Raw genomic sequence first — 21,472 nt, forward strand, 5'->3', positions numbered from 1 at the left:
CTAAAATAACAATTTATATTTAATAGATTCAATGCTGTCAAATTATGCTTCAAATATGCTATTAAACGCTTCAAAATTGACAATCATATTTCAACTTTCAAGCTATTTTTACCGATTAGTTTTTATCGAAAATGAATAAAAAACATGTTCATTCTGATAAAATTTATTTAAATAATATTTTTCAAATTGGTATAGCTACCAATAAAAAACAGCGTCTTATATGAATAACACATCACAAAAACTTTCAGTAATAGAAAAAATAGGTTATGGTTTAGGTGATTTTGCAGCAAATTTGATTTTTCAGACATTATTGACCTTTCTGGCTTTCTTTTACACAGATGTTTATAAAATTCCAGCCGGAACAGCAAGTGTTATTATTTTTATTGGTGGTTTTATAGGTGCTTTTTTCAATATCGTTATGGGAATTATTGCTGACCGTACCAAAACCAAATGGGGAAAATTCAGACCCTGGATATTATGGACCGCATTTCCTTTTGGGATTGCATCAGTCCTGTCTTTTCTAACCCCGGATTTTGGGCTGAGAGGCAAAATAGCCTATACATTCCTTACTTACTTTTTCTAGTCTTAATTTATGCCGCAAACAATTTACCTTATGTTGCTTTAAGCGGTGTGTTGACAGGCGATATGAAAGAAAGAAACAGTCTCTCTTCCTATCGTTTTGTAGCTGTAATGATAGCTCAATTTATAATTCAGTCGCTTTTATTGCCACTCGTTTTAATTTTGGGGCACGGTGATAAAGCTGTTGGTTTTAAAAATACAATGCTATTATTTGCTGTTGTAGGGGTAATTTGTTTGCTGATTACTTTCTTCACAACGAAAGAAAGAATCGTTCCTAAAAAAATCAGGAATCTACCGTTAAGCAGGATTTTATAGATTTATCTAAAAACGGCCCCTGGATTGTTATGGTATTAGTTACTATTTTGGTTTTTATAACCTTGTCCTTAAAGGGCGGAATGTATGTTTTTTATTTTAAATATTATTTAGACCCTGCTGCACAAACTCTTTTTTTAAAGGATATTGGCTTTACTGCATTTATTGATTCAGTGAATAATTTGCTAACTGGAATTGGATTAACAGATCTTCAGTGGCCAAAAGATGTTCCTACTACTGCCTTTAGTCTTTTTAATGCTGGTGGAATTCTTTTTATGATTTTTGGAATTATGTTTTCAAAATCACTTGCAAATGCATTTGGAAAAAGAAATATTTACATCACCTTCATATTTTTATCAGCTATAAGCTTATTGCTTTTTAATTTTTACAGCAAAACAGCTATTACAATGGTTTTTGTTACGCAATTAATACACGGATTTATTTATGGCATAACAATTCCGTTATTATGGGCAATGATCGCTGATGTAGCGGATTATAGCGAATGGAAAAACAACCGAAGAGCAACAGCAACAATTTTTTCGGCAATGATTTTCGGATTAAAGATAGGAATAAGTATTGGAGGTGCTTTGGGAGCCGCTTTTTTATCCAAATATGGTTATGTAGCAGAAGAAGTTCATCAGGTATCAGCAGCTCTTGAAGGAATTAAATTATCAATAAGTATTTATCCTGGTTTTATATTTATTATAAGTGCTGTTTTATTGTGCTTTTATGTAATTGATAAAGATATGGAAATTGAAATTGAAAATGATTTAAGAGAAAGAAGAGAGAAGTAATATGGTTTTGGACAACATAAAATTCAGGTTATTTAGACTAATCTTATTCATTTATGATAAAAAAACACACATAAAAATATCTTTAAAATAGTACTAAAATTGAATCCTAAAAAAACAAATAGTTGGTTTTCAATTAAAATAGTATATATTTAATTCTAATTTCATTAATTATAATATAAATGCTTCCACAAAAATGTTTTAGAATCTGTGTCATCTTATTCTTTACAATTCATTGTTTGTTTTCTCAAAATACATTTGAAAACTACCAGTTTAGACTCGTAAGTAAAGAAACTTCCAAGAGCGGCATTTACACCATTGCACAGGATCAGTCCGGAGTTATCTGGATTGGCACAAACGGAGCTGGTCTATACAAATTCGATGGAGTTAACTATGTGGCTTATGAGCAAAACTCTAAAATAACCAATTCTATTAATAGCAATTTAATTTACGTTATTTACGTAGATAAGCGCAACCGATTGTGGGTAGGCACAGACGAAGGTTTATGCCTGTATAACAGAAATTTGAATACTTTTGAGAATATTGAAATTCAAAAGAAAACCGGAAACGAAACGGTAATTTCTGTTAAAAGTATTATAGAAGATAATAATGGAAATCTTTTTTTGGGAACATTTAATGGCGGCCTATTAAAACTAAATACAAATACCCGAAAAATTACTTCAATAAAACTGGACATCCCAAATTCAGAAAATTGCCTTATTAATTGTCTTGCAAAAGATAAAAATGGTACGATCTATTTAGGAACTAATTTTGGCCTGAAAGTAGTTGATCCAATAAGAAATAAAATCAAAAAAGTTAAAATCAACTATGCCGATCAACTGCTTAAAGGGACTTTAGTATCGATGTGCATTGACAGTAAACAAAATTTATGGATTGGTAATGGTTATAAAGGGCTGGTAAAAGTAGACTTAAATCAGAAGACCAAACAAGCTATATTGTATCCCATAACCACAAAAAGAATTATGTCTATACTGGCAACAGACCCTAAAACTATTTTGTGTGCCACAGAAAACGATGGGCTAATTATTGTAGATGATAAGGGCGATATCCAGAAAAAATATGTCAACAGCAAATTCAATAGCCGCAGTTTAAGCTCAAACTCTGTCTGGTCATTATTTTTAGATAAAGAAAAAAGAATCTGGCTGGGTTATTATAACAAAGGTCTTGGCGTTTTTGATAAGATAAACAGCAAAGTAAATATTATAGAAAGTCTCCCGGGAAATCCCCAATCATTACAAACTAGTTGTGTGACCGGTATCGCAAAGGATAGTGAAGGCCAGTTATGGATTTCTATGGAAGGCGGCGGTGTTGATGTTTATAATCCGAAAACTAAACTTTTTAGACATATTACAAAATCTGATACCAGCCTGTATTCAGGATTAACCAATGACAATATCACAAACGTATTTATAGATAAAAATCAGGACATTTGGTTATCAAGCTGGAATGAGGGCATTTTTGTTTTAAAAAAAGGCAGCAGAAATTTTATTAATTACAATACAAAAAATACTCCTGGTTTGACTTCAGACAATATTATGAGTATTGCTCAGGATTCCAGAGGTGTTATCTGGATAGGTACTTTTGCGAAAGGGCTTCATTATTATACGCCATCAGATGGAAAATTTCACCATTGCGACTCTAAACCATTTTATACAAATGGCCTGACTAATTTAGATATCAGAAAAGTGATTGCTGATTCTGACAATGCTGTTTGGGTGGGTTCAACAACAGGTCTCTACAAAGTTAATACGGATGATTTTGTCACTTTTTCAGTAACTTCTTTTCGGAATAAAATGTCTGAAAAGCTTAAAAATCATAAAAGTACACATACCATCAACACCTTATATCAAGCCAGCAACAAAGAAATCTGGATTGGTACTGATGGTGCCGGACTATTTAGCTACAATAAAAAAACAGATGTATTAAAATGGTATATTAATTTCAAGGGACTACATGAAAAATCTATTTCGTCCATTTCTGAATCGAATGACGGATCTATTTGGATAAGTGGCAAAAAAGGAATTACCAAACTTGATTTAAAAAACAAAATTTCACTCAATTATTCTACATATGATGGATTGCTTGGAAACGACTTTAATAATAATTCTGTCCTAAAAGATAAAAATGGACTGCTTTATTTTGGAAGCTACGAAGGCGTAAATTACTTTGATCCTGCAAGTTTAGTCAGAAGCAAAAAACAGCTTCCAATTTACCTGACTGATTTAAAACTTTTTAACAAGTCAGTAGCGCCACTCGAAAAAAATTCACCCCTGATTAAAGTATTATCAGAAACAAAAAAAATAATCCTTAAACATGATCAGTCTGTATTTACAATTGATTTCATTGCTATAAATTATTCTTTTCCTGCCAGAAATGAATTTGCTTATTATTTAGAGGGATTTGAAGATTCATGGAATTATGTTGGCAGTAAACGTTCTGCCACTTACACTAACTTAGCACCAGGCAATTATGTTTTTAAGGTTAAAGCATCAGAAAAAAATGGGGTGTGGAATACCAAACCATTAGAATTAAAAATGGAAATTTTACCACCCTGGTGGAAAACATCTTTTGCTTATCTTTTTTATTCCTTATTATTATTCGCTGCAGTCCATTTTGCAAATCAATACTATCAAAATCGTTTTAAACAAAAACAAATGATAGAGTTTGAACAGAAAAAAGCGATTCAAATTGAAAAATTAAATAATAAAAAATTACAATTCTTTACCAATATATCACATGAGTTCAGGACTCCGCTTACTTTAATTTTAAATCCATTAGGAGATATAATAAAAAATAACAGTACAGAATTACCTGAAGGTGTGGTAAGTAAATTAAAAACTATTCAAAAAAGTTCAGACAGGCTTTCCAGATTAATTAATGAATTAATGGATTTCAACCAATTGCAGTTTAACCAAATGACGATTAAGCTTCAGTTTATTGAGATTATAAGCTTTACGAAAGAAATCGTCAGTTATTTTGATGAGGAAGCATCCAGCAGGGGTATTCATCTGCAGTTTGAGTCCAACAAAACATCTTTAAAAGACTGGATAGACCCTAAAATGTTCGAGAAAATTATTTTTAATGTAGTCTCAAATGCTTTTAAAGTTACTCCCGATAATGGAAAAATAAAGGTAAAAATAGTGGTGAATGAGGAATTTATAAATTTTCCGATGATCAATTCCACCAACACTTATCCTTCATTTGAAATTATTGTGGAAGATAACGGCGCGGGACTTGACAAAAAAGATATTAAGAAAATATTTGACCGTTTTTATCAGGTCAACAACTTAAATAAGGCTTATTATGGAAGTACCGGAATAGGATTAGAAGTTGTACGCGGATTTGTGGAACTACATAAAGGAATGATTGAAGTAGAAAGTGAATTGGGAGTTGGCACCACTTTCAAACTAATATTTCCCGTTGGGAAAGATTTTTTTAATGAGAACGAAATATCATTAGAGGAATATAAAAAAGAGAAAAAGATAAGCTATACACCAGTAATTGAAAAAACAGAGGATCAATCACAAGATGATCAGGAAAAGCAAGATCGGATTTATACTATTTTGATTGTTGAAGACAATGTAGAACTTCGAAATTATTTAAAAAACGAACTCAAAAAAGAATATAAAGTTTTAGTCGCTGAAAACGGTCAGGTTGGTTTGGAATTAGCTTTGCAAAAATTGCCTGACTTAATTTTAACAGATGTAATTATGCCTGTAATGAGTGGCCTGGAATTGTGCAAAAATATCAAGTCCAATTTAAAAACAAGTCATATTCCATTAATGATGCTATCTGCTAAAGCCCTGATTAAAGATAAATTAGAAGGTATTGATTCTGGTGCGGATATGTACCTGAGTAAACCCTTTGACATGGACATTTTGAGATCAAGTCTGGTACAATTAATCAACAGCAGGCAGATTATGTTTAACAAATTCTACAATGGAATTACGCCAAAAGCAAAAGAAAAAACAACTACCTTAGATAACGAATTTATAAAAAACACCCTGAATTACATTAATGAAAACATTAGTGAACCCGAGCTAAGCGTTGAAGTTTTGGCTTCGAAAGTATTTTTGAGCAGAAGTCAGTTGTATCGAAAAATTAAAACGCTAACGGGTGTATCTGTAAATGAATTTATACGTAACGTTCGTTTAGAAAAAGCAAAAGAACTAATAGAACTGGGCAATGATAATATAACAGAGATTAGTTATAAGGTTGGCTTTAGTTCTCCTTCCTATTTTACAAAATGCTATAAAGAAAAATACGGATATCTACCAACACATAATAATAAACAATAAATAATAAAAATTAAAACATTTAAAAAGTGGCTGTCTCTCAAAAGGACAGCTTTTTTTGTTTAGAGGCAGTGTCTGTTTAGAGTATTCTTTTATCTAATTTTTTTAACTAAATCATTCTAGTTATATCTAATATAAATTCATTCTTTTTCTAATTTTTCTCTTACATTTTAATTTTCCACTATTATCAAATACAAAAAAAATATCTTTTATTTTTTCTGATACTAAAAAAATAATATAAAAATATTAATAATTTTTAAGTTACATTTCCTTACATGATACCATCTTTAAATGTTGGTTTTACTGGTTTTGTACATCTTATGCTACAAAATTGATAGTTTTTGCATCATTTGTGATATGTGAAATTTATGTTAACGTGATATTTTTGGGTTTAACAATTATCAAATAACTAAAAATAATTACTAACAATTAAAACAAACCTAAAGCATGAAATGAAAACCAATTATTTTATTGAATACCATTTTAAAATAAAAAAACGAACAATAAAAAATATGATTTGAAAATATAAATTGAGAAAACATATTATTTACTATTTCTAAAATTTTAAAGAACAGAAAACACAATTCAATACAATAACAAATTTTACAACCGAACAATTATTTAACTAAACAAAAAAAACCAATTAACTATGATGTTAAAATTGAAATTTGCAATAATCGCATTGCTTATAGTTAGCACTCAGAATGTGATGGCACAAACTAAAACCATAAAAGGTGTCGTTACGGATCCTTCCGGGGTTCCATTGCCTGGTGCCAGTATTAATGTACAAGGATCCAAAAATAGTGCATCAACTGATTTTGATGGTAACTACGCATTACAAGGAGTTAGTGCGACAGACAAAATAACATTTTCCTACGTTGGATTAACTTCAAAAACAGTCACCGTTGGAGAACAGACTGTTATCAATATCAAATTAGCAGAATCAACACAGACCTTAAATGAAGTTGTTGTAGCTTACGGTACTCAAAAGAGAACTAAAGTTACCGGAGCAGTTTCAACGGTTAACTCAAAAGATATTGTAGCAGTGCCTATTACTAATGCTGAATCGGCTTTACAAGGTAGAGCTGCTGGGGTTAGTGTAGTAAATGGTTCACCAGGTTCAAGCCCTACGGTTAAAATTCGTGGATTAGCCACAATGAATAATAGTGATCCTTTATATGTTGTTGATGGGGTTTTAGTAGGTAACTTATCAGGATTAAATCCAAACGATATTGAATCTATGTCTGTCTTGAAAGATGCTTCAACAACGGCATTATATGGCTCAAAGGCTTTTAATGGAGTTATCATGGTAACTACTAAAAAAGGAAAAAAAGGTCCTGGTCAATTAACTTTTAGTTCTTATGTTGGGAGCCAAACTGTTACCAAAAGATATGATGTTTTAAACACACAGCAATATCTTAAGTATGCAAACGATTTAGGAAGTAACTTAACTGCAAGAGCAGCCGAGTTTGGCAATATAAATACCGATTGGCAGGATCAAATATTTCAGAGTGGATTAATGCAGGATTATAATTTAAGTTTCTCAAATGGTTCTGAAAATTCTTCAAGTAGATATTCTGCAGGATATTTAAAACAAGAAGGTACCTTAATTGGGACCGGTTTTGAACGCTATTCTTTCCGTGCTAATAACACACAAACAATTGGTAAACTAAGCGTTGGAAGTAATATAGGAGTATCCTTTAGTACTACTAATCCGGAGCGTAGTGCAGGAGGAAGAACTTTATTAGAGCATGCTATTAAAATGGCTCCATATTTACCAGTTTACAATTCCAGTAATTTAGGCGGATATCAGGGTCCTTCAGCAGCTGATGGACAAGATGCTGAAAATCCTGTACGTGTGGCCAATCATGGATACCAAAAAGTTAACGGAGTATCTATAATTGGGAACATCTTCGCAGAATTAGAAATATACAAAGGGTTAAAATTCAGATCACAGGTTTCTTTAGATTATTACTCAACCAGAGATCATACATTTGTGCCTAGTTTCCGTGATGGATCAGCACATTTTCAGGATTACTCCACAACTGCAGAAATAAATTCTCAGGGGCAGACTATTGTGTTTGATAATGGTTTAACTTATAAGACTACCATTGCAGATAAACATAATATTGAAGTATTAGGGGTAATAACCAAAATTGAGAATAAAAGCCGAAATGTAACCGCAGGAAGCCGTAACTTAATTTCTGATGAAATTGATCAGTTAAGTCTTCAGAATGCTAACTTAAGTTCAAATAATTTTGAGACAAACAATTTAGGTTATATCGCTCGTATTAATTATGATTATGATGATAAATATCTTTTTGCAGTTTCAGGACGTAGAGATGGTTCGTCGCGATTTGGAGCTAATAAACGCTTTGGTAATTTCTACTCTGTCGCTTTAGGGTGGAATATTGCCAAAGAAAGGTTTATGGAAAATTCTATTTTTAGTACTTTAAAACTTAGAGCTTCTACAGGAACAACAGGAAATGATAAGATTGAAGATTATCGTTACAGCTCAAGTTTAGCTACTAATTATACATATCCATTTAATGGACAGGCAGGAATAGGAACAACTTCAGGAAGCGCTGCTAATCCAGATTTGCAATGGGAGTCTAAACTAGACAGAAACATAGGTTTGGATTTTGGTTTATTCGATGAAACAATCACAGGATCTGTTGAATATTTTAACAATAAAAGTAGTGATATCCTTTTTGCAGTACCACTTGCAGCATCTACTGGTTCTCCAGGAGGAACACAAATACGTAATATTGCAGATGTAAAAGTAAGCGGATACGAAGTAACATTGGGTTATAATGACAGAAAAGGTGATTTTACCTGGTCTGCAACAGCTAATTTAGGCACCAGCAAAAACGAGGTTACCTATTTAGCACCAGGTGTAACTAGTGTTTTAGGCGGTCCATCAGGAAGAGCTGGTTTAGAGCAATTCTCAAGATTAGAAGTTGGTCAGCCGTTATTTTATTTCTGGGGTTATCAAACCAATGGAATTTATCAAAATCAGGCAGAAGTCGATGCGGTTTTAGTTCCGGGGCAAACTACCTTCCAGCCAGGTGACATTAGATTTGTTGATCGTAATGGAGACAAAGTAATCAATTCACAAGATAAAACAAACATTGGAAATCCATATCCTGATTTCACATACGGTTTAAACCTTACAGCAGCATATAAAAAATTCGATTTTAACTGCTTTATTAGTGGAGTATCCGGGAATGATGTTTTTAACTCAAATAAATTCGACTTAGAAGCAATGCAGCGTTTGTTTAATTCTGGCACACAAGTTTTAGACAGAGCAGTTGTTGTAAATGGTAGCGTTACTAATCCATCTGCTACATTGCCAAGAGCACTTGGTGCAAGTCAAAACTGGGCATCAGCCAGTCAGCGATATGTTGAAGATGGCTCTTATACCAGATTAAAAAATATCACCATAGGATATACATTTTCAGGAGATGCATTTGCTAAATATTTTTCTAACATAAGATTTTATGTAAGTGGGCAAAACCTTATCACTATTACAAATTATTCTGGTCTTGATCCTGAAATTGCACGTGTGGATGCAAATTCAAATTCAGCAGGTATTGATATAGGAAGATATCCACAACCAAAATCAGTAATTTTTGGTCTTGAAGTTACATTTTAACATATAAAAGATAATGAAAAAAATAAAATATATAGTTGTAGTATTGTCTGGAATTTTGGCCATAAATTCGTGTGACACCAAGGATTTAGAATTAAATAATCCAAATGCTTTGTCTCCTGAAACTTTCTTTAAAACGAAAAATCAGGTACAGTCTGCTGTAAATGCCTGTTATGCCAACTTGCAGACAAGAGGACTCTATGCGCGCCATATTTTCTTTGCATTAGACCTTATGTCTCAGGAAGCTAAAGGAAATCCACAATTAGAAGGTAATAAAGTTCCTTTTAGCAATTTTACTTTTGATGCAAGCAGCGACATTATTCAGTACTTTTGGGAAACATGTTTCTTAGGAATATCAAAAACTAATTTTTTACTGGATAATGAAGAAAAAATTCAGGCTTTACCTAATTCCATTTTAACGCAAGAGCAAAAAAATAAATTTTTAGGTGAAGCTCATTTTCTAAGAGCTTATTATTATTTCCTTTTAGTACCTCGTTTTGGCGATTTACCTATTTATACTACACAGACTACTGAAGGTAAAGCCAGAAGCTCAAAAGAAGAAGTTTATAAACTGATTGAAGCTGATCTTGATTTTGCTTCCAAAAATCTTTTAAGCAAAACTGTAGAAGATAAAGGAAGAGCAACTAAAGAAGCTGCTTTTGCTTATCTGGGAAAAGTCCTGTTGTATCAAAAAAAGTATGATGAAGCTCTTACAGCTTTTAATAAAGTAACAGGATTTACCCTGGAAACTAATTTTTACAACAATTTTATGGATGAAACGGAACATGGTCCTGAATCTATTTTCGAGATTGAATACGATGAAACTCTTGGAGTAGGTGATAAATGGGGAAGCGATACAGCTGGAGACGGTGTTGCAGAATCAACTCTTAGAGGCCAGGAATATGGAAATCTGGGATGGTTCAATGTATATCCATCAGATAATTTACTGGATGAATATGAAGCAGGAGATAAACGTTTTGGAGATACTTTTTATGTTCCTGGATCAAAATACAATAATGGAAACAATACAATGACAGCTGCAAACTTTACCTCTTCAGCTGGGATTAGAAGAGCAGGCTGGAAAAAATATCAAAACTATTATAAGCGTACTGATGAAAATCTTGATTCAAGTATTAACTTCAAAGTTATGCGTTACTCAGATGTTTTACTTATGAAAGCTGAATGTGAAAGTCTAAGAACCGGAGGTGTTCAGTCAACCGCTATTGGCTATATTAATGAAGTTCGTTTTAGAGCAAATGTACCTCTATTGCCAACTACACTTACAAAAGATCAGGTTTTCACCGCCCTTGTTCACGAACGTAAAGTAGAATTAGCTGGCGAACAAGTTCGTTTTGATGATATTATTAGATGGGGCATTGCAAATACAGCGCTAGCCGGAACTGGTTTTCAAACTGGTAAAAGTGAGTTGTGGCCAATACCAAACAGAGAAACATCTTCTAATCCGAATATAAAACCAAGTGATAATAATCCTGGTTACTAAATGATTTAAGTTAGTTAGGTTGAGTTAGTGTTTTGATAAACAGCGCATGCTAAATGCGCTGTTTATTTACTAAACTGATAAAATAATTATCTGCCTGAATATATTTTTAAACTTACACACCAAATTTAATTTTTAATTCCATTAGAAAATAGCCCTAGAATATCTATTCTCACAATTCCTATGATTAATTATTACAAAAAACAGAATACCAATTATTAAATAATATAAGAACACTGAACCGTTTTTATTTCATATGAAAAAAATTGCATCGCTTTTTTTAATCGTAACGTTGTTTTACAATGTTTTAGGATTTTATATCATGTTTGCTGAACAACAACAGCAAGTGTGGGTGAATGCTATGGAGAAAACTGATAACTCCAATTTTGAAGTAATTGAAATTAAAATTGATCCTTATGCATATGTTGTAGATTCTGGCTTTGAGGAAGCTAATGAGGATTTTGTGATAGAAAATAAAACCTATCATGTCTTTAAGAAAAGAATTATAAACAACGTTTTAAAATTATATTGTCTAAAGAATTCTCATCGTCAGATGTTGAATGATGATTTAAAAAAAATTGTAGACAGTCAAATATTTGATACTGATTCAAATAAAGAAAATCCAAGTAAAAAATTAATGAAATCCTTTATACAGGATTATATTCCTAATGATAGAATTAATTTAGCAATTACTGACACTAAATTATTCTATACTATTATTTTAAATTCATACAATCCAAAAGGAAAACTCCTTTCAGGGTATTTTACTACTAACTACCCTCCTCCTGATATGGTATAGTATTTCAGATGTTAAAAACATAATAACAGACCTGATTATAAACATGTTCTGAAATTCCATCTTAGTCTCTACTCAAGATTGAAACGTTTATTTGAGGTTTAACATCAACTCTCAATTATTAATACTAATTGATAAAGAAAACTATCAAAAAACCATATAAAACCACCAAAATGAAAATTCACAAACTAGTATATAAAATACTATTATGTAGTATTTTAACCACTCCTCTATTGGCTCAAACTAAAGATAAAATTAATGAACCTACCGGAGAAAACAATATGGCCTATAAATGGTCTCAAATTGCAATCACTGCCACAGGTAATGATACTGACAGATTTAAACCAAGACCAACTGTTACTTCCCGCTACTTAGGGCTCACATTTGTTGCGGTTTTTGACGCCTGGAGTCGTTACGATCAAAAAGCAATTCCGGTCTATTTAAAAGATACAAAAAGAAGACCAGTTAATGAACAGACTTTAAAAAATAAAGAGATTGCCATTAGCTACGCTGCTTATAATGCGTTATGCGAATATTATTTTTCAGACAAACAATTGTTTATCGACTTTATGGTTAAATTAGGGCTGGATCCAAATGATAAATCATTAGATCCTACAACTCCAGTGGGAATAGGAAATTTAGCTGCGAAAGCTGTAATTGAAGCCAGAAAACATGACGGATCAAATCAATATGGAGAAGAAGATGGTTCGAACGGCACTCCCTATTTTAATTATGTAAATTACAAGCCAGTCAATTCTCCAGACGAAATGATTGATGTTATTCATTGGCAGCCTAAATATTTTTCAGATGGAAAAGGCGGTAAGTTTGCACCAGGCTGTGCCACTCCATTCTGGAACAAAGTTAAGCCTGTCGGATTAAAATCAGGAAATCAGTTTCGTGCTGTACCCCCACCTTCATTAGATTCAGAACAACTTAAAAATGAAGTTAAAGAACTACTTGATTTACAATATAATTTAACCAACGAACAAAAAGCACTGGTAGAATTTATGCGTGATGGACCAAAATCTGTACAACAGGCCGGACACTGGCTGAAATTTGCCCAGGATGTTTCGAGACGTGATCATCATACTTTAGATCAGGATGTCAAAATGTTTTTTTACAATCAGGTAACCGCTATGGATTGTTTTATAGCCTGTTGGGATACAAAAATGTTTTATGATTTTGCACGCCCTTATGCTTTGGTCCATCACTATTATAAAGATCAAAATATAAAAGCCTGGGGCGGTCCTGGTTTTGGAAATATAGAAATGAAAGGACAAGACTGGAGACCTTATTCACCGGATATATTTTTATGCCCTGCTTTTCCGGGTTATGTTTCAGGACACAGTACAATTAGTGGAGGCTGTGGCGAAGCATTAAAATTATGGACCGGAAGTGACACCTTCGGAGAATCTGCAACATGGAATGAACCAGGGGCCATGACAGAACCCAATAATATTGGAAAACCTGTAGTATTAAAATTTCCAACATTCACAGAAACAGCTAATATGGCTGGGATTTCAAGGGTTATGGGAGGCTATCATATTCAATCTGATAATATTGAAGGCTTAAAATTAGGCAGAAATGTAGCGCATGAAGTATGGAAGTTTTATAACCTTCATATAGGAAATAAAAACTTCAATAAATAATAGCACAATTACTATCTAAAAAGCTTTAATTATGAAAATTAAACGGTTAATACTGCTATTTATTACTTCTGTTTTAGTACTGTCCTGTAATTATTTTTCTAACCCGAATGATAAAATGATTAAAATTTTGGAGTCACGAAAAATGATGTATAATGTAAAAAATAACCCATTTGCTTCAAAAGCAGAAGTAATTTATTACGATTCCATAATTAAAAGTTCCGATGAAGGTTTTTTTAAATTATATAATGAATTGAATAAAGGAAATGCATTGTTGAAACTAGGAAAAGAAACTGAGTCTGTATCTACTTTAGAAAATGCCATCAACAGAATGAAAAAAATTGATGGTAAAGACAATCCTAAATCTTTGAAATTTTTGGCAATTGCCTATATGCGACTGGGCGAAAGACAAAATTGTGTCAATTACCATAATACTGAATCGTGTATCATGCCTATACAGAAAAACGGCATTCATATTATACGACAGGGCTCTCAAAAAGCAATTGAAATTTATAAAAAACTACTGGAAATAGATCCTAATGATTACGAATCAAGATGGCTGTTAAATATTGCTTATATGACGATAGGGGGATATCCTTCAGATGTTCCTAAAAAATGGCTGATACCTGATCTGGATAAAAATAATTCAGAATATAGTATAAAACCATTTGTAGATGTTGCCGAAAATGTTGGCATAACAAGCAAAAATATGTCAGGCGGGGTTATTGTTGATGATTTCAATAATGATCATTATTTGGATATTGTAACTTCTGACTGGAGTCTGGATGGAGTGATGCATTATTACCAAAATAATCAAAAAGGGAAATATTTTGATTATTCCAAAGCATCAGAACTGGGGCGTTTCAAAGGAGGTCTGAGTATGATGCAAGCCGACTATGACAATGATGGAGATACTGATATTTTTGTAATGAGAGGTGCCTGGATGCGTAAATTTGGCAGACAGCCCAACTCGTTGTTACGTAACAATGGTGATGGTACTTTTACTGATGTAACGATTAAAAGCGGATTATATTCAGAATTTCCTACCCAGGCAGGTACTTGGAATGATTTTAATAATGACGGCTATTTAGATTTGTTTATTGGTAACGAGTCATCCGATAACGAATCCTACCCTTCAGAACTATATCTCAATAATCAGGATGGCACATTTACTAATGTAGCAAAGGAAGCAAAATGTGATATTATTTCTTATATAAAGGGCTCAACTTCTGCAGATTATGACAATGATGGCGACATTGATTTGTTTCTTTCAGGAATGAATAAAAGAAAAATATTATTGAAAAATACAGGAATCAAAAATGGCATTCCGCATTTTACAGATGTTACAGATCAGGCAGGTTTAGCCGGAATTAATGTAATGACTTTTCCAACATGGTTTTGGGATTATGACAATGATGGCTGGCAGGATATTTTTGTCTGCGGTTATCAATTTATGGGCTCTGTTGCAGGCGAAACAGCTATGGAAGCACTTAATATCCCAAATAATAGCAGTAAAATGTATCTGTATCGCAATAACCATAATGGTACTTTTTCAGATGTTTCAAAAGCATCCGGACTAAATAAAACGGTATTTGCAATGGGTTCTAATTTTGGGGACATTGATAACGATGGTTTTTTAGACATGTACCTCGGAACGGGAAATCCGGATTACGCATCATTAACTCCCAACAGACTGTTCAGAAATATGGGCAATGGAAAATTTGCTGATGTTACGGTTTCAGGCCGTGTAGGAAATTTACAAAAAGGCCATGGCGTAGCTTTTAACGATCTGGATAATGATGGCGATACCGATATTTTTATTGAAGTTGGAGGCGCTTATAACGGCGATTTTTTCAATAATTCTTTATACCTGAATCCGGGTCAGAATAACAATCGATGGATAAAATTACTGTTAGAAGGTATAGACAGCAACCGCTCAGCTATTGGAACAAAAATAAAAGTCAGTTTCAAAGAAAAAGGTGTTTCCAGATCTGTATTCAGGATAGTGAATTCAGGCGGTAGTTTTGGGGCATCAGCTTTAAGAATGGAAATTGGAATTGGACAGGCAACAGTTATTGATCAAATTGAAATTACCTGGCCTAAAAGTCAGAAGAAGCAAGTCTTTAAAAACATTCAGCCTAATCAATTCATTAAAATTACAGAGGGAGAAAAAAACTTTTCAAAAATAAATATCAAAAAAACAGTTTTCCCAACCACTGGAGCGAAATCCTCTATATGTATTTAAATAAGTATATGTGAAGATAAGAATATAAAACTTAGACTTCGTGATATTACTCAAACATTAAATAGACAAATGATAAAATTATTATTTATAAAAATGAAAAATATAAAAATAAAAGCAGTCTTTTTGGGTCTGTTAAGCTTAATATTACTTGCCAGCTGTTCCAATAAAGAATCAGATAAAGTGATATTTTCTACATTAGACCGTGCTGACACAGGAATTAATTTCAGTAACAATCTGACAGAAAATGATTCCCTAAATTACTTTACCTACAACTATATTTATTTGGGAGGAGGAGTCGCTACAGGGGATATCAATAATGACGGTCTTGTGGACATTTATTTCACAGGGAATCAGGTACCCAACAAGCTGTACTTAAATAAAGGAAATCTGAAATTTGAAGATATTAGTAAAAAAGCCGGTGTTGAAGGTGACAGTCGCTGGTACACAGGAGTCACTATGGCAGATGTAAATGCTGATGGCTTTTTAGATATTTATTGCAGTGTGGGTGGGAAATTTGGACCAAAAAACAATGAATTGTATATCAATAATGGTAATGGTACATTTACAGAAAAAGCCAAAGAATATGGCATTGATGATATAGGCAATAGTGTTCAGGGTACCTTTTTTGATTATGACAAAGATGGTGATTTAGATTTGTTTGTGGCCAACTACCCTCCTACCAAATTCAATTCGGCGACCGGAGATTATGTACAGATGATGCTTCATGTCAAAGATAATGAATCAGGGCATCTATATCGAAATGATGGTAATCATTTTGCCAATGTTACCCAGGAAGCCGGAGTAAAAAACTATGGTTTATCGTTAAGTGGAACGATTGGTGATTTGAATAATGATAGCTGGCCAGACATCTACGTTTCGAATGACTTCAACTCACCTGATTTCATGTACATCAATAATCAGGATGGTACTTTTAAGGAAGTTGTAAAAGAAGCAATGTCTCATAATTCTTTCTACGGAATGGGGGTTGATATTTCTGATTTTAACAATGACGGAAATTTAGATGTTTTTCAGGTAGATATGGATGCCAAAGACAATCGCCGTAAAAAAGCGAATATGTCCAGCATGAACCCAAAACTTTTTTGGGATGTCGTTGATGCCGGTTTTAATTACCAATACATGCACAACTGCATGCAGCTGAATACAGGAGTTTATGAAAACGGAATACCACATTTCGGAAATATATCTCGTATTACAGGTACCTCCTCTACTGACTGGAGCTGGGGTCCTTTATTTGCTGATTTTGACAACGATGGAAACAAAGATTTGTTTGTAAGTAATGGAACCCGAAGAGAAATTAATAATAACGATTACTTTAATAAACTTGAAGCATTAAATTTAAAACCGAATGATTTACTTAAAAGATCTCTGGAAATTCCATCTGAGAAAATTGATAATTTTATGTTTCAGAATAAAGGTAATTTGCATTTTGAACAGGTTAATAAAAAATGGGGAATTGAATACAAAGGCTTTTCAAATGGTGTAGCTTATGTTGACTTAGATAACGATGGCGATTTAGATTTGGTTGTAAACAATATTGATGATTATGCCTCTGTTTTTGAAAATTCAAGCTCTAAAATCAATAATTACATCAAGATAAAATTCAAAGGAAATTCAAAAAACACGTATGGTTTAGGAAACCGTGTTTACATCAAAACAAAAAGGGAACCCAAATGCAGGAACTTACTTTAACAAGAGGTTTTCAGTCATCAGTAGCTCCTGAATTGCACTTTGGATTAGCAAAAGACAAAACTATCGACGAAGTAAAAGTAGTCTGGACAAACGGTAAAGTTCAAAAATTATATAATGTGAAGGCAAACCAAACACTAAACTTCAAGGAACAGGATGCAAAAGAAGAAACAGCTGCAAAAACAATTGCTAAAAATACTCTTTTCAAAACAGAAAATGGTGTATTTCCGGTTTTTAAACATGAAGAGAACAAATACGATGATTTTAAAGATCAGGTCTTGCTGCCTCATAAAATGTCTACTTTCGGACCCACTATTTGTGTTGGCGATCTGAATAAAGACAGTCTTGACGATTATTTCATTGGAGGTTCTGCAGGTTATACAGGAAAAATATTTTTGCAAACTCAAAATGGATTTACAGAAAAAAAAGTTCCGGCATTTGAGGAAGACAAATTTAGTGAAGATACAGGGTCATTGATTTTTGATGCTGATAACGATGGTGATAATGATTTATATGTAGTAAGCGGAGGTTACGAATTTTTGATAAACGATCCAAAACTACAAGACAGATTATACCTCAACAACGGAAAAGGAGATTTTACTAAAGCGCCAAAAGGAGTACTGCCAACAATGATAACCAGTGGTTCAAAAGTATATCCAATCGATTTTGATAAAGATGGGAAAAAAGATCTTTTGGTATTAGGAAGGCAGGTTCCCGGGCAATATCCGTCACCCACAACAACTTATTTGCTACATAACATTAGTACAGCAGCTCAACCCAAATTTGAACTTTCTAAAAAAGCACCTAAAGAATTCATAAATTTAGGAATGGCAACAAGTGCTGTAATCACTGATTTTAATAACGACAATTCAGATGACATCATTATTGTTGGCGAATGGATGCCTATCCGCGTTTTCCAAAATACAAAAACAGGTTTCAGAGAAGTCACAAAAAACATGGGACTTACTAATGACACTACCGGCTGGTGGTGGAGCATTCAGCAAGGCGATTTTGACAAAGATGGCGACATGGATTATATTGTTGGAAACAATGGTTTGAATTATAAATATCAGGCTACTCCAAATGAAACTTTTGACATTTTTGTAAAAGATTTTGATAATGACAAACACAAAGATATTGTATTAAGCTACTATAATGATGGCAAACAATATCCAGTGCGTGGGCGTGGCTGTTCCTCTCAGCAAATTCCAAATATCAAGAAAAAATTCAAAGACTACGAAAGTTTTTCACAAGCAACACTTGTTGATGTTTATACCGAAAAATCACTTAAAGAAGCTTTACATTATAAAGTTAAATCTTTTGCAAGTATCTATCTGGAAAATAGAAATGGAAAATTTATCATCCATAAACTACCTATTCAGGCACAGATTAGCTGCATCAATCAAATAGCAGTTGAAGACTTTGATAAGGATGGTAACCTTGATGCTTTAATTACAGGCAATATGTTTAACTCTGAAGTGGAAACACCAAGGAACGATGCTGGTCATGGTTTGTTTTTAAAAGGAAATGGCAAAGGTGCATTCACGCCGGTTTCAGCAGTTAAAAGCGGATTCTTTACTCCTGGAGATGTGAAAAACATGGAAAAAATTAAAGTAAAAGACAAAAATTACTTTCTGATAACCAAAAACAATTCATTTTTGCAAACTATCAGAATTAATTAGAAGCTTTATACAAGATGTATAGGCGATAGTATTAGTGCTAAAATCTTAGGACAATTGATTTATAGATTTAATATGAATTGAAATTCTTCTAGCAGAATATTTCACCTTCAAATATATAAGTTAAACAATACTTACAAGGTCTCTTTTTGATCTTGTAAGGAATTGTTTTTCTAAAATTCGAAATAGAAACATCTCAAAGGTTGTGATTAACCAATTGTTAAATAATTCAAGTCTGTTCTATTAATTGATACGCACTCTATCTCCTTGTATCATGTTTTCTAACTAAGTAATCTGCTTTTCTAAAATCAACAGCTAAATATTCAATCATTTAATCTTCTTTTAGGAACAGACCAGTTAGGTAATGCTTCATTGAGATTAATAAATCCCATCATGTTTGTTTTTAATGTTCAGTCAGATTTGTAAAACTGATTGTCAATCCTATGCTTATTAACTGTATTAAAGCAATCAAGCCATGAAAAAAACACCATCATTATATCCTGCATTTGTTTCTATAACATTTGTTTTGATCAATTTTACTGCGCAAAAAATCTCTGCTCAGGGATGTGTCGCTGTTCGTCAAATGGGCGGACTTTATATGAATTCTGCTAGTTCTTACAATTTAAACGAAGGTGAATTTCAGGTAGGAACAAATTACCGTTATTTTCATTCATGGAGACATTTTGTTGGCAAAGAAGAGCAATTAGAGCGTCAGACTTCGGGTGGTGGTCACGACAAAAATGGTGTTGAGAGAGGAAATGCCGTAAACATTTATTCACATGCGGTAGATTTCAATTTTTCATATGGAATAACCAGCAGAGTCCAGATAAATGCTACTTTGCCTTATGTCCATAATGAGCGTTCTCAGGTCCTAAGGCAAACATCTCCTGTAAAAGATACGCTTAGATACAGCGTTTATGCGCAAGGCATTGCAGATGCAAGACTTAGTGTAAATTACTGGTTTTTTGACCCAAAAACAGCTCATAAAGGAAATTTAATGTTGGGACTTGGGTTAAAATTAAATACCGGAAGTCATGACAGAATGGATGATGCACCCCAAGCAGATGGGACAACGAAAAGTGTGGTAATGGACCAGGCCATCCAGCCCGGTGACGGCGGAGTTGGAATTTCTATAGAGGCACAAGTATTCAGACAATTAACAGGACGCTTGTACGGATTTGCCAACGGTTATTATTTATTTAACCCAAAAGAATCAAATGGCACATTCAAATCGGCTCCAAAAGCAGGTTTAGAAGGGTATGAAATTTATGCCAGTCCGGATCAATATTTTGCAAGGGCCGGTGTCTCTGTAGGGATAGACAAAAAGGAAAACTTTAATGTTTCCCTTGCCGGAAGAATTGAAGGTATTCCTGCTTATGATGCTTTTGGAGGACAGGTAGCTTATCGTCGTCCAGGATATGTAATCGCAATAGAATATGGTTTTTCTTATCATGTCGGGAAACATAATTTTAGTTTGTTTATACCTTATAATATCGTGAAAAACCGTATTCAGAGTGCTGCAGATATTGCCAGCCAGAATCTGCAAAATTCGGTTATTACTGATCCTTCAAAATATGTTCATGTACAAGGTGATGCCGCTTTCGCAGATTATTCTGTGAATATAGGATATTCTTACCGCTTTAGCTTAGGAAAAAAAATGAAAGTAACGATGCTTAATTAATGTATTATTATGAAAACTACCTTTAACTTTTTCTATTTCTTATTAAGTGATAAAATAGGAAAGCATAGTGTTAATCTGATGCGCATAGCGCTGTCTACAATTTACATTTGGTTTGGCGTTTTGAAAATCTTCGGAGTAAGTCCTGCGGGTGATTTAGTAGAGCAAACCGTTTTTTGGTTTAAACCTGAATTTTTCATTCCAATACTTGGAGTTTGTGAAGTCTTTATCGGGTTAGGGCTGCTTATCAGAAAATGGATTCCAGAAACTATCCTCTTGCTTTTACTTCACATGATAGCCACCCTCACTCCTATTTTTATTCTGAAATCGAGCTGTTTTGAGAATTTCCCTTTCGAGCCTACGCTGGCAGGTCAGTATATTATCAAAAATCTTGTTCTGGTTGCTGGTGCACTAGTGATTTCCGGAAAATACAATGAGGATTATTATGCTGCAATCAAATTGAAAAAAGAGCAGGACAAATTTGTAGCAACAATTCAAACAGGCAATCATGAAATTTTGAACCAGCAACATGATGTTCCGCAAAATTTAGAGCATAGGACAGCTATCGACTAG

The 21,472-nt window shown here is 33.3% G+C and carries 11 protein-coding genes and 1 pseudogene; all 12 read left to right on the top strand.

The features are described from left to right. Positions 1-220: 220 nt before the first annotated feature. The 12 genes and pseudogenes from P5P89_RS00865 to P5P89_RS00920 all read left to right on the top strand — a co-directional run bounded on the left by P5P89_RS00865 (position 221) and on the right by P5P89_RS00920 (position 21,472). Positions 221-894, top strand: a pseudogene (locus P5P89_RS00865) (MFS transporter). Between the two features lie 29 nt (positions 895-923). After that, positions 924-1,685: an MFS transporter gene (locus tag P5P89_RS00870; protein WP_278010322.1), complete on the top strand. Its 762-nt coding sequence runs from the start codon at positions 924-926 to the stop codon at positions 1,683-1,685. A 179-nt stretch (positions 1,686-1,864) separates the two neighbouring features. After that, a complete protein-coding gene (locus tag P5P89_RS00875; RefSeq protein WP_278010323.1) occupies positions 1,865-6,001 on the top strand; it encodes a hybrid sensor histidine kinase/response regulator transcription factor in 4,137 nt (1,378 codons plus the stop codon). 649 nt (positions 6,002-6,650) lie between these two features. Then, positions 6,651-9,653: a SusC/RagA family TonB-linked outer membrane protein gene (locus P5P89_RS00880; RefSeq protein WP_278011965.1), complete on the top strand. Its 3,003-nt coding sequence runs from the start codon at positions 6,651-6,653 to the stop codon at positions 9,651-9,653. A 13-nt stretch (positions 9,654-9,666) separates the two neighbouring features. Continuing rightward, positions 9,667-11,151 carry a RagB/SusD family nutrient uptake outer membrane protein gene (locus tag P5P89_RS00885; protein ID WP_278010324.1) on the top strand — a complete coding sequence of 495 codons (1,485 nt, stop codon included), beginning with the start codon at positions 9,667-9,669 and terminating at the stop codon, positions 11,149-11,151. 253 nt (positions 11,152-11,404) lie between these two features. Then, positions 11,405-11,947, top strand: a complete 543-nt coding sequence (locus tag P5P89_RS00890) for a hypothetical protein (protein WP_278010325.1) — start codon at positions 11,405-11,407, stop codon at positions 11,945-11,947. A 170-nt stretch (positions 11,948-12,117) separates the two neighbouring features. Then, a complete protein-coding gene (locus P5P89_RS00895; RefSeq protein ID WP_278010326.1) occupies positions 12,118-13,593 on the top strand; it encodes a vanadium-dependent haloperoxidase in 1,476 nt (491 codons plus the stop codon). 31 nt (positions 13,594-13,624) lie between these two features. Then, positions 13,625-15,835, top strand: a complete 2,211-nt coding sequence (locus P5P89_RS00900; RefSeq protein WP_278010327.1) for a CRTAC1 family protein — start codon at positions 13,625-13,627, stop codon at positions 15,833-15,835. Between the two features lie 93 nt (positions 15,836-15,928). Next, positions 15,929-17,545, top strand: a complete 1,617-nt coding sequence (locus tag P5P89_RS00905; protein WP_278010328.1) for an FG-GAP repeat domain-containing protein — start codon at positions 15,929-15,931, stop codon at positions 17,543-17,545. Beyond that, positions 17,527-19,224, top strand: coding sequence for an FG-GAP-like repeat-containing protein (locus tag P5P89_RS00910; RefSeq protein WP_278010329.1), 1,698 nt, complete (start codon positions 17,527-17,529; stop codon positions 19,222-19,224). Before P5P89_RS00905 ends, P5P89_RS00910 begins: the two co-directional genes overlap by 19 nt. A 472-nt stretch (positions 19,225-19,696) precedes the next feature. Continuing rightward, positions 19,697-20,902, top strand: a complete 1,206-nt coding sequence (locus P5P89_RS00915) for a hypothetical protein (RefSeq protein WP_278010330.1) — start codon at positions 19,697-19,699, stop codon at positions 20,900-20,902. Positions 20,903-20,911: 9 nt separating this feature from the next. After that, positions 20,912-21,472 carry a hypothetical protein gene (locus P5P89_RS00920; protein WP_278010331.1) on the top strand — a complete coding sequence of 187 codons (561 nt, stop codon included), beginning with the start codon at positions 20,912-20,914 and terminating at the stop codon, positions 21,470-21,472.

It is taken from the genome of Flavobacterium gyeonganense, assembly GCF_029625295.1.
GTDB classification, from domain to species: domain Bacteria; phylum Bacteroidota; class Bacteroidia; order Flavobacteriales; family Flavobacteriaceae; genus Flavobacterium; species Flavobacterium gyeonganense.

Bases quoted from the DNA above. Each gene is read 5' to 3' on its own strand.
- P5P89_RS00870 (WP_278010322.1), top strand. From the start codon at position 924: ATGGTATTAGTTACTATTTTGGTTTTTATAACCTTGTCCTTAAAGGGC.
- P5P89_RS00875 (WP_278010323.1), top strand. From the start codon at position 1,865: ATGCTTCCACAAAAATGTTTTAGAATCTGTGTCATCTTATTCTTTACA.
- P5P89_RS00880 (WP_278011965.1), top strand. From the start codon at position 6,651: ATGTTAAAATTGAAATTTGCAATAATCGCATTGCTTATAGTTAGCACT.
- P5P89_RS00885 (WP_278010324.1), top strand. From the start codon at position 9,667: ATGAAAAAAATAAAATATATAGTTGTAGTATTGTCTGGAATTTTGGCC.
- P5P89_RS00890 (WP_278010325.1), top strand. From the start codon at position 11,405: ATGAAAAAAATTGCATCGCTTTTTTTAATCGTAACGTTGTTTTACAAT.
- P5P89_RS00895 (WP_278010326.1), top strand. From the start codon at position 12,118: ATGAAAATTCACAAACTAGTATATAAAATACTATTATGTAGTATTTTA.
- P5P89_RS00900 (WP_278010327.1), top strand. From the start codon at position 13,625: ATGAAAATTAAACGGTTAATACTGCTATTTATTACTTCTGTTTTAGTA.
- P5P89_RS00905 (WP_278010328.1), top strand. From the start codon at position 15,929: ATGAAAAATATAAAAATAAAAGCAGTCTTTTTGGGTCTGTTAAGCTTA.
- P5P89_RS00910 (WP_278010329.1), top strand. From the start codon at position 17,527: ATGCAGGAACTTACTTTAACAAGAGGTTTTCAGTCATCAGTAGCTCCT.
- P5P89_RS00915 (WP_278010330.1), top strand. From the start codon at position 19,697: ATGAAAAAAACACCATCATTATATCCTGCATTTGTTTCTATAACATTT.
- P5P89_RS00920 (WP_278010331.1), top strand. From the start codon at position 20,912: ATGAAAACTACCTTTAACTTTTTCTATTTCTTATTAAGTGATAAAATA.